This is a genomic window from Parvibaculum sp., assembly GCF_002684405.1.
Taxonomy (GTDB): domain Bacteria; phylum Pseudomonadota; class Alphaproteobacteria; order Parvibaculales; family Parvibaculaceae; genus Parvibaculum.
Window position 1 is genome coordinate 1 of record NZ_NYVD01000046.1, and the last position, 9,523, is coordinate 9,523.

10 protein-coding genes and 1 pseudogene are annotated in these 9,523 nt (G+C 62.6%); 4 read left to right on the plus strand and 7 right to left on the minus strand.

Features of this window, described 5'->3' with window-relative positions:
* Positions 1-6: 6 nt before the first annotated feature.
* On the plus strand, positions 7-171 hold the full coding sequence (locus CMI59_RS04055) for a DUF6456 domain-containing protein (RefSeq protein ID WP_339614142.1): 165 nt from the start codon (positions 7-9) through the stop codon (positions 169-171).
* On the opposite strand, the gene CMI59_RS04060 is transcribed toward CMI59_RS04055, so the two are convergent.
* The 4 genes from CMI59_RS04060 to CMI59_RS04075 all read right to left on the minus strand — a co-directional run bounded on the left by CMI59_RS04060 (position 168) and on the right by CMI59_RS04075 (position 3,775).
* Entirely contained in the window at positions 168-587 is a 420-nt protein-coding gene (locus CMI59_RS04060) for a SufE family protein (RefSeq protein ID WP_293325108.1), read from the minus strand. The two genes, CMI59_RS04055 and CMI59_RS04060, sit on opposite strands and share 4 nt — an antisense overlap.
* Before the next feature lie 179 nt (positions 588-766).
* Entirely contained in the window at positions 767-1,231 is a 465-nt protein-coding gene (locus CMI59_RS04065) for a DUF5330 domain-containing protein (protein WP_293325111.1), read from the minus strand.
* Between the two features lie 371 nt (positions 1,232-1,602).
* Complete coding sequence (locus CMI59_RS04070) at positions 1,603-2,247, minus strand: hypothetical protein (RefSeq protein WP_293325114.1); 645 nt, start codon at positions 2,245-2,247, stop codon at positions 1,603-1,605.
* A 460-nt stretch (positions 2,248-2,707) separates the two neighbouring features.
* Positions 2,708-3,775, minus strand: coding sequence for a hypothetical protein (locus tag CMI59_RS04075; RefSeq protein WP_293325116.1), 1,068 nt, complete (start codon positions 3,773-3,775; stop codon positions 2,708-2,710).
* A gap of 187 nt (positions 3,776-3,962) precedes the next feature.
* Between CMI59_RS04075 and CMI59_RS04080 the strand changes: the two genes are divergently transcribed.
* Positions 3,963-4,304: a DUF1491 family protein gene (locus CMI59_RS04080; RefSeq protein ID WP_293325119.1), complete on the plus strand. Its 342-nt coding sequence runs from the start codon at positions 3,963-3,965 to the stop codon at positions 4,302-4,304.
* Positions 4,305-4,463: 159 nt separating this feature from the next.
* Here the strand turns inward: CMI59_RS04080 and CMI59_RS04085 are convergent, their stop codons facing one another.
* Positions 4,464-4,682, minus strand: a complete 219-nt coding sequence (locus tag CMI59_RS04085; RefSeq protein WP_293325122.1) for a hypothetical protein — start codon at positions 4,680-4,682, stop codon at positions 4,464-4,466.
* A 179-nt stretch (positions 4,683-4,861) separates the two neighbouring features.
* Here CMI59_RS04085 and CMI59_RS04090 point away from each other — a divergent pair, with 179 nt between their 5' ends.
* Together CMI59_RS04090 and CMI59_RS04095 are read left to right on the plus strand one after the other, a co-directional pair.
* Positions 4,862-6,490: a peptide chain release factor 3 gene (locus CMI59_RS04090; RefSeq protein ID WP_293325124.1), complete on the plus strand. Its 1,629-nt coding sequence runs from the start codon at positions 4,862-4,864 to the stop codon at positions 6,488-6,490.
* A 26-nt stretch (positions 6,491-6,516) separates the two neighbouring features.
* Positions 6,517-7,737 carry a mechanosensitive ion channel family protein gene (locus CMI59_RS04095; RefSeq protein WP_293325127.1) on the plus strand — a complete coding sequence of 407 codons (1,221 nt, stop codon included), beginning with the start codon at positions 6,517-6,519 and terminating at the stop codon, positions 7,735-7,737.
* A 76-nt stretch (positions 7,738-7,813) separates the two neighbouring features.
* On the opposite strand, the gene CMI59_RS04100 is transcribed toward CMI59_RS04095, so the two are convergent.
* The gene (locus CMI59_RS04100; protein WP_293325130.1) at positions 7,814-9,022 is read right to left on the minus strand and encodes a hypothetical protein; all 1,209 of its coding nucleotides are present in this window, start codon (positions 9,020-9,022) and stop codon (positions 7,814-7,816) included.
* 210 nt (positions 9,023-9,232) lie between these two features.
* Positions 9,233-9,523, minus strand: a pseudogene (locus tag CMI59_RS04105) (aspartate aminotransferase family protein); the annotation flags it as partial.

Consider the following 9,523-nt stretch of genomic DNA (forward strand, 5'->3'; position numbering starts at 1 on the left):
CGCGCGCTGGCCGCGGTCGGCCCGGGACTTGCCGAGCCGCTCTACTATCTATGCTGCGAGCTTGAAGGGCTTGAAGCGGTGGAACGCCGGTTCGGCTGGCCGCCGCGCTCGGGCAAAGTCGTGCTGCAGATCGCACTCGCCCGGCTGGCAAAGCATTACGGGGTGGGTTAGGCCGTGGCGGCTTTGGCATCCGCCTGGATGCGGGCGACCATGGAGAAAAGCCCGTTCGAGCGCTGCGGGCTCAGATGCTCGTTGAGGCCGAGTTTCTGAAAGATCTCGCGGGCATCGATCGACGAGATCTCCTCGGGCGTCTTGCCTGAAAAGATACGCAGCAGAATGGCGATGAGGCCGCGCACGATATGCGCATCGCTGTCGCCGCGGAAGACGAGGCGGGGCTTGCCGTCGTCGCCCTCGCGAAGTTCCCGCACCAGCCAGACCTGACTGGCGCAGCCCGTGACCTTGTTTTCCGGCGAGTGCTCTTCGTCGGTCAGCGGCTGGAGTTCCTTGCCCAGTTCGATGACATAGCGATAGCGCTCTTCCCAGTCGTCGAGAAAGGCAAAATCCTCAATCAGTTCTTCCGCGCTCATGCCAGCTCGCTGTCGCCTGCAAAATTCATGTCCGGCTAAGGACATAGCCATGATGGCGGCGGGACACAAGCGCGCGGGCCGCAGACACCAAAACGCCCCGTCCGTGGAACGGACGGGGCGCTGGTTGACCGGGATTCCTAGGTGCCCGGTCATGACGGCGGCCTGAGGGGTGGTGGCGCTCAGGCTCCCGTCATTAGTTGAGGGGGGCGGGCGGCGGGAACCGCATAGGCCGGCGCCTGGTGCTGCGTGTCCGTGTCGGATTTTTCCGGCTGCGCCGCCGCCCGCGATTTGCCTTCTGCACTCGTTTCCCGCGCCTTGTCGGTCAGCCAGACAAAGATTTGTCCACCGTAATAGGTCGTCTGGTTGATGACGTGATCGATGACGGCGCTGCTGCGGTCGCAGACCTCCGGATTGCGGTCGCAAAAGCCAAGCACATCATTGGCCGACTTCGCCGCAAGCGTCAGCGCCTCGCCGGCATCCATCTCGGGCTCGGTCTGCCCGGCCGGCTCTCCGTTTGCCAATGCGGCATTGGTGAAGCCGGTTTCCTGCTGCGGTGTGTTCGAGGCCGTGAGATTGCCCGCCGACGGCAAGAGGAAGGCGAGCACGGTAATCCAGAAAGCTGCTCTTAGAAGAAACGAAAACATCGGTACCACCCTTAGTTTTGAAACCCGCTTGGCGGGTGCCTGAGAGCAAACCTAGGGCGTAGACCGTAGACAGGGCCTTAATTGGATAAGTAAAAAACGTCCTATTTCGGCAAATAGACAAAACAACACTGTGTATGGTGAGTGTCATAACTATAGAAATTGTCGTTTCTTCTTAAAGTTATTGTCGAGTTTTATGTAACTTTGTCGAAAACACAGATCAAATTCGACACAAGGTTTTCTAAAAAACGGGGCGAAATCTATTCAAATTTGAAATAGCGGCCAGGCAGGCCCGGAAAAGAACCGGAAAAGAAAAAGGCCCCGCGCGGGGAGCGCGGGGCCTTGAGATAGCAGGTGGCCGGATTGGCGTTGGGTCAGTTCCCGGCAGGGATCAGATTGCCGAGAAGACCTTCACTGCCGCCATTCAGCAGATCCGTGACGGGCGATAGCGGGGCGCCGAGGTCGCCGGCACCGGAACCGGAAAGCGCGGTGATCAGCGGCTGGGTGACCGGGGCGAGCGAAGCCTCTGCCGGCAGGTTGTCGGTGACCGGCGACAGGAGCGCGCCGAGAATGCCGCCATCCGTGCCTGCCACGATAACCGGCACGGTGCCTTCCTCAGTGCCGACCAGCGATCCAAGGATGTCGCCGCCCAGAAGCTGGGTGAGCGGGCTGTCGGGCCCGGATGCGCCGAGGCCGGGATCGGAGAGTTGCGCAAGGGCGGGGTTGAGGCTGCCCTCGACAAGCTCGTCGAGGGGAACGCCGATCGGTTGCAGGGCTTCCATGACCGGCTGGAGCTGTTCCATGAGCGGGTTGGTGCCGCCGAGCAGGTCGTTGACGGCACCTGCGGTGCCTGTTTCGGAGCCGAGCAGGTCGCTTCCCGCCAGGGTGGTGACCAGACCTTCGGTGCCGGAAAGTTCGAGCCCCAGAGAACTGGTTCCGGAGGTGGGGGGAGGAGAGCTGTTGTCCTTGCAGCCCGCAAGGAGTGCAATGCACAAACAGCCAAGGAGTACCTTATTCATCCTTGAGCCTTCTTATGAAACGAAACGGCGATGGCCGTTTCGGTGGTTGCCTGTTTTGCGAAGCTGCCCGGCGATCCGAAAAGGGAGGTCCGCAATCGGTGAAATGAGGCGGCCCGGGCAGGTGCGACGCAGGAATACCCGCCCCGGCGGATGAGGCAACGCTAATACCGTGGTTTTTTGTGTTTTTACTGTAAGGGAGAGTGGTCTTTACAAATAACTCATACGACTATCCGGAGCTATAGAAGGTGAAATATATCTGTCACATATTCTGACTTATAAAATGAAGTGTTTTATTTTGAGAAAAATGGATTTTATTGGGACAGATAGCTCAGGTGCTAACCATAATGCGCCCCGCACGGTCTCCCCGGACGGGCAAACGGATCCACCGCGCTTCCATGGGAAGCACGGTGAACGAAATCCGGAAGTGTCGGTTTTGTCGACGGCGCGGGTAAGGAGCCCCTCAGTTGCCGGAAGGCGGGAGCACCGCGGCCCAGCACTGGCGGACTTCCTCCACCGCATGCTTGCCGGTGCAATAGGCCTCTTCCGAGGGGAAATGCGCCGCGGCGATGCATTGGGCAAGGTTGAGACGGGCCCAGTTGACGCAACGGGCCGTGTCCGAGCCCTTGGCCGAAACCTCGACCGGCTGATCGGGATCGACGATCCCGCGCGCGGCGGTCGCCATGATCTGATGCATCACCGAGACGGAATAGGCCTGAGCGGTCGTGACCGGCGAAAGTTCCGCCGCGATGCCTTTCAGCTTGTCCGTCCAGGAGGCCGAGGCCGTTTTGACCGGCGCGGTCTCGAGCTTCAGCGGCTCGATCATGCCCCATTTGGAGCGCTGCATGGCATAGGAGCTGTCGCGCAGACGGGTGGAAAGGGCTGAAAGCGCCTTGTCTTCCGTACCGACATGGGAAACCACATCGGCCATCGCCTCGCCGGCGCCGGGGATATTGAAGACATAGCCCACATCGCTGGCGATCAGCGCGAGAAGTTCCTGTTTGCCCCGCGCGCGAAGCTGGCCGCGCACGCCATCGGCGAAGGCGCGGTTATGCCGGGCGATGTCGGCCTGTTCGTTCAGCCAGTTGGCCGCCAGCGGCACCGGGTCCGTGATCTTGAGCTGCTTCAGCGCCTTGCGCACATTGCGGGGCGTCTTGAGCGGGTTGGAGGACGCCCAGATGATCCCGGCGCGGTAATTGGCCAGCGCATTGCCGGTGGCGGCCCGGGGCGCATTGGGACGGAGCGAACTCAGGCCCGCCGAGGGATCGATGGAAGCGACGGCAACGCCGCCATGAGCCGGCGCGGGAAGCGGCAGCGGCACGCCGAGTTCCTTGCCGTCGGCAAGGACCGCCTCGGCCAGTTCCGCAAGACTGCGCGTGTCCCTGGCCGTGTCGGAGGCCGGGGTCCGGATTGACGTCGCGGGCGTGGACGCTGCCGTCTTGTCGCCGGTCTGGCCGAAGCACCCGCCGAGGCTGGCCGCAAAAAGAGCGACCGCACTCGCCTGTGCAAGAAAACGCAACTTGCCGTTCATCAGCTTGTTCCCTCCAGGTCATTCCCCCGGAACGCCTGCCGGTGCTATGGAATTGATGCGTGAGTCTAATGCGCGGCCCGGCTGCCCGCAAAGTGGAAAAACGAAATATGATGAAGACAGCGGACGACATAGCGGGCGATGCGGCGGACGACACGGGGCCGGTATTGCCTGAAACGGCCGTTTCGTGATGGACGCCGCCCCGCGCCTGAAGGCGGAAATCTGGGTGAAGGCGCTCATCCGCCGCTGCGAACTCAACGGCGCGAGCGCCATGGTGGTCCGGCGCGGCGACGCGGGCTCGGGCACGGTACTGGTCAAGCTCAACACGCTGGACGGCATGGCCAGCGTCTTCGGCCCCGCCCGCGACGGGGACGGGCAGCTCATCTGGATCCGCTCGCCCAAGGGCGCGCCGGTGCCGGAGCCGGAGGCGGATGCTTATATAGAGAGGCAGCGGAGCTTCGATCCCGACATCTGGGTGGTCGAGATCGAAGACCGGGAAGGCCGCCATTTCCTGCAGGAACCTGTGGGGTAGGGTTTCAAAAGCCAAAGAAAATTGTCATGCCCGGACTTGATCCGGGCATCCAGATGAGGCCTACGGCACACATTGCGCTGGATTGCCGGGTCACGGTCCGGCAATGACAAGACTGGGTTTACGGCCGCATGAACATCCCCAGGACGGGGCGTGCAGCCTTTACGGCCGCATGAACATGAAGTCTTCGTCCGGATCGAGATGATCGGCGGCTTCGCGCAGTTCCGTCATGATGTCGTCCGGATCGCGGGTCTCGCGCCAGATGCGCAGGACCTTCTCGAACATGATGCGGGCCATGGCGTCGGTGGAGATCTTCTGCTCCGCCGCCTCGGCGAGCGCGGCGTCGATATGGGGGGTTATTATTTCCCTGGCTGTTGCCATTTGGGTGTCTCCTCAATTCGTAAAATGTCGATGCCTGAAAACTGCACCCAACGCCCATCCGAGGGCAGTTGTCATAACGTCGCGGTGCACTTGGCCGATGCCGGTAAACCGGTTAGGTTCCGCGCCAAAGATGGACCGCCGGATTTCCCTTCGGTCCGCAGAATTCCTCTGGAGACAGAATGAGCGAGGCACCAGCCAAGCCCCGGCCCGGCGCCGACCAGGATGTGAAAGCGCAGGTCGCCAAACGGCGCACTTTTGCGATCATCTCCCATCCCGACGCCGGCAAGACGACGCTGACGGAAAACCTGCTTCTGAAGGGCGGGGCGATCCGGCTCGCCGGTCAGGTGAAGGCGCGCGGCGACAACCGGCGCGCCCGCTCCGACTGGATGAAGATCGAACAGGATCGCGGCATCTCGGTGTCGTCCGCGGTGATGACCTTCGAATATCAGGGCATCATCTGCAATCTGCTCGACACGCCGGGCCATGAAGACTTCTCCGAAGACACCTACCGGACGCTGACGGCCGCCGACAGCGCCATCATGGTGATCGATGCGGCGAAGGGCATCGAGGCGCAGACGCTGAAGCTTTTCGAGGTCTGCCGGTTGCGCAATGTGCCGATCATCACCTTCATCAACAAGATCGACCGCGAAGGCGTGAGCCCGTTCGAGCTGATGGACGAGATCGCCGAAAAGCTCGCGCTCGACACCGTGCCGATGATCTGGCCCGCAGGCATGGGCGGTCTGTTGCGCGGCATCTTCGATCCGGAAAACGACCGCTTCGTGCCCTATGAAAAGCCGGGCAGCGAGGGCGCGCAGCACGAACCGGCGAGCCTCAGCGGCAATTCGATCAGCGAATATGTCCCGCCGGAGGAACTGGAGACATTCCTGGAAGAGATGGAGCTTGCCCGGGAGGCGAGCCCGTCCTTCGATCTTGAGTCCTATCGGGAAGGCCATCTGACGCCGGTCTATTTCGGCTCCGCGCTGCGAAAGCTCGGCGTGCGCGAATTGCTCGACGCGGTGGTGAAGTTCGCCCCGACGCCGCGCGCGCAGAACGCGACCGACCGCGTGGTGGAGCCCACCGAAGGCAAGGTCTCCGGCTTCGTCTTCAAGGTGCAGGCGAATATGGATGCGAACCATCGCGACCGCATCGCCTTCATGCGGCTCTGCTCGGGCAAGTTCAAACGCGGCATGCGGCTGAAGCAGTCCGGCACGGGCAAGGCCATCGGCGTGCACAACCCGATCCTGTTTTTCGCGCAGGACCGTGAAATTCTCGACGAGGCCTATCCGGGCGACATTATCGGCATTCCCAACCACGGCACGATCCGCGTCGGCGACACGCTGTCGGAAGTGGACGGGCTGACCTTCACCGGCATTCCGAACTTTGCGCCGGAAATCCTCCAGCGCGTGCGCCTGGACGATCCGATGAAGGCAAAGCACATGCGCCGGGCGCTGGAAAGCCTGGCCGAAGAGGGCGTGACGCAGGTCTTCAAGCCGGAGATCGGCGCCAATTGGGTGATCGGCGTCGTCGGCCAGCTTCAGCTTGAAGTGCTCGCCTCGCGCATCAAGGCCGAATACGACATCAACGTCCATTTCGAGCCGTCGCCCTATCAGACGGCGCGCTGGGTGAGCGCGAAGGATCCGGCGGAACTGAAACGCTTCCTCGAGGCCCATCGCGGCAATATGGCGACGGACCGGGATGGGGCGCCCGTCTTCATGGCGAAAAGTCCGTGGGAACTGAACTATACCGGCGAGCGCTGGCCCGATGTGACCTTCAGCGCCACGCGCGAACGCGCGCCGGAGCCGGCATAACCTAAACAGACAAGGCAGGGCGGAGCATGGACTCGATCCAGTCGATCCCGAGCGACTTTCAGGAATACTGGGAACTGACCAAATCCGTCTGGCAGAACGGCATCTATGGTGTCGATATCGGCAGCATCCTCGTCGCGCTGATTATTTTCGGGCTGTTCTTTTTCCTGCGCGGGCTCTTCACCCGTTTCGCGCTCGGCGCGGCGATGCGCTGGTCGCAAAAGACGGAGACGGAAATCGACGATTATCTCGTCGAGGCGGTAAAGGACCCGATGCGCTACCTCTTCGTGGCGCTGGGCTTTTTCTTTGCGACCGAATATCTCGCCTTTAGCGGTACGGCGGCGGTGATCGTCGAAAACCTCAACCGCTCCTTCATCGCCGTCGCGATCTTCTGGCTGCTCCACAATGCGGTGACGCCGATCGGCCGGGGGCTGTCGAGATTGCAGCGCCTGCTGACGAACGAGATCATGGACTGGGTGGTGACGAGCGCCCGCGTCGCCATGATGCTGCTCGGCGCGGCGACCGTGTTGCAGATATGGGGCGTGCAGGTCGCCCCGATCATCGCCGGTCTCGGTCTGTTCGGTGTCGCGGTGGCGCTGGGGGCGCAGGACCTTTTCAAGAACCTCATCGGCGGATTGAGTGTTCTCATCGAAAAACGCTTTTCCTTCGGCGACTGGATCAAGGTCGACGGGGTGGTGGAAGGCTTCGTCGAAAAGATCGGCTTCCGGTCCACGCTGGTGCGCCGCTTCGACAAGGCGCCCGTCTATGTGCCGAACCAGGCGCTGGCCGACAATTCGGTCATCAATTTTTCCGCCATGACCTATCGGCGCATCTCCTGGGTGATCGGCGTCGAATACCGCACCACCGGCGCGCAGCTTCAGAAGATCCGCGACGAGATCGAAGCCTTTATCGACAACGACAAGGACTTCGTGCCGGGCGATCTGGCGGCCCAGCTCGTGCGGATCGACAGTTTCGGCGCGTCCTCCATCGACATCATGGTCTATTGCTTCACCTACACCACCAAATGGTCGGAATATCTGGTGGTGAAGGAACGGCTCGCCCTGAAGATCAAGGAGATCGTCGAGGGCGCGGGCACGGGCTTCGCCTTCCCCAGCCGCTCCATCTATGTGGAAACGCTGCCGCCTTCGCCCGACGAGGTGGTCGCTGCGCGCGATGCGAAGCCCGTCGAGATGAAGAAGCCCGCGCATGATGTGGAGAGCGGCCCGATGGACGATGACGGCGAGGCGTAAGGTCGCCTGAGTGGGTCCCGGCTTTCGCCGGGATGACGCCGTCTTTTGATTTCGCCGCGCGCAACGGCGGCGGGCGCTAGGCGGTCTCGCTGACCTCGTCCACCGGGCGGCGGGGGCTTGCCGGGGCCTGGCGCGTGGGCATGCCCATCCGGAAGCAGAAGGTGGGCTCGAAGCCTTCATCCGAAAATGCCGATATGCGCTTTTCCCAGTCGGGTGCGCGGCCGAGCTGTTTGTCGCGGTCGGCCATCTCGACGGGCTGGTTGAGCGGCTGCATGGCGACACCGGCAAGCGCCGCCGTCAGGTGAATGCGTTGCCAGAGACGCCCCGCTTCCAGAGACGATTTGATGTCGTGACGGTCGGCGACGGCGATGACGCCCATTGCTGCCGCCGACGGCACATGCACATCCTGCGTCGCATTGAGCCAGGCCCGATGGCTCGTCTCGGCGGAGAGAGGCGGCAACATCTTGGCCGCGGCGAGGATGCCCGGCGGCATGCCCGCCGTGTCGAGCGTGATCCCGCTCTTGTGCTTCTCGATGTCGTCCGGCCCGTTGCGAAACCAGACATTGCTGTCATGCAACATGTCGTCGTCCGCGACGATAGCCGTCGTCGCATTGACGATCGCGGAGTCGATGCGCTCGCGTGCATCGCCGTCGGCGATGAAACGCAAATGCACATCCGGCATACCGTTTGCGAGTGAGGCAAGCCCGCCGGTAAATCCGTCAGGCAGGTTTCGGTCGTGGTCATAAGGACCGCGATCGGTATGTCGGCGCGCGATGGCGTCATGCAAAGGGGACGGTTCGGATGCCGGATCGGTTTTGGCCAGATGGATGATGGCCGCGAGCGAACGGCCCGAGCGGGAGGCATCCTCCGCAAGCGATCCGGTCTGCAATTCCGGCGTGGCGGCAAATCCATTGACGGGGGCGGCCAGCATCATGTTCTCGATGGCGCAGCCGAGCCCGATATGCATTTCGCGCAGATAAGGGTCCATCGAGCCGAGATGGCGCGCGCGGTCCGCCTCCACCGAAACGGATGTGTCGGTGACGCGAAAATACCAGGGCTGCGTGTTGTGCGGATTGGAGGCGAGCACCGCCGCCGCGACAAGGGCAAAGGGCGTGCCTTTATACTCCGGTGCGTTCCACATTCCCCAGGCGGAATAGGCCGGCCCTTCACCATGGGTGAAGACGCCGCGATCTTCCGCGCGCCAGAGAAGGCCGCCCGCTGCGACAAGCGTGATGCCGCCGCCGATCTTGAGGATGTTCCGCCGTGTCGGATGTTTCGTCGCCATCTGCCCACCTCCCGTTGATGAGGAAAGGGTAGGGCAGAATCACGACAAGCGCATCAAGAAGGGATGCGCGATGCAGCGCTTCCGGCAAATGAAATATGTCATCCCGGCCCTGTGCCGGGATCCAGGGGCGACAAGCGTTCTGTCATGCAGCCCCTGGACCCCGGGACGAAGCCCGGGGTGACAATGTGCTTTTGGGGATCGCCCGGAACCTTATTTGCTCGCGCTCTCCACGGCCTTGTCGATGGCGACCTTGAGCGTCTCGGCGATGCGGTCGAGCTCGGCGTCGGAGACGATGAAGGCGGGGCCGACGCAGACGATGTCGCGCACCGCGCCCGTGCCGCCGCCATAGAAGAAGACGCCCTGTTTGAGACCTGCCGCGACAACGCGGCCTGCCACGGCGGCGTCCTCGGGGAAGCATTCCAGCGTCTCGCGGTCCTTCACGATTTCGAGGCCGCGGAAGAGACCCTCGCCGCGAATTTCCGCGACATGCGGGTGCTGGCC

Bases quoted from the DNA above. Each gene is read 5' to 3' on its own strand.
- CMI59_RS04100 (WP_293325130.1), bottom strand. From the start codon at position 9,022: ATGGCGACGAAACATCCGACACGGCGGAACATCCTCAAGATCGGCGGC.
- CMI59_RS04095 (WP_293325127.1), top strand. From the start codon at position 6,517: ATGGACTCGATCCAGTCGATCCCGAGCGACTTTCAGGAATACTGGGAA.
- CMI59_RS04060 (WP_293325108.1), bottom strand. From the start codon at position 587: ATGAGCGCGGAAGAACTGATTGAGGATTTTGCCTTTCTCGACGACTGG.
- CMI59_RS04090 (WP_293325124.1), top strand. From the start codon at position 4,862: ATGAGCGAGGCACCAGCCAAGCCCCGGCCCGGCGCCGACCAGGATGTG.
- CMI59_RS04065 (WP_293325111.1), bottom strand. From the start codon at position 1,231: ATGTTTTCGTTTCTTCTAAGAGCAGCTTTCTGGATTACCGTGCTCGCC.
- CMI59_RS04075 (WP_293325116.1), bottom strand. From the start codon at position 3,775: ATGAACGGCAAGTTGCGTTTTCTTGCACAGGCGAGTGCGGTCGCTCTT.
- CMI59_RS04080 (WP_293325119.1), top strand. From the start codon at position 3,963: ATGGACGCCGCCCCGCGCCTGAAGGCGGAAATCTGGGTGAAGGCGCTC.
- CMI59_RS04070 (WP_293325114.1), bottom strand. From the start codon at position 2,247: ATGAATAAGGTACTCCTTGGCTGTTTGTGCATTGCACTCCTTGCGGGC.
- CMI59_RS04085 (WP_293325122.1), bottom strand. From the start codon at position 4,682: ATGGCAACAGCCAGGGAAATAATAACCCCCCATATCGACGCCGCGCTC.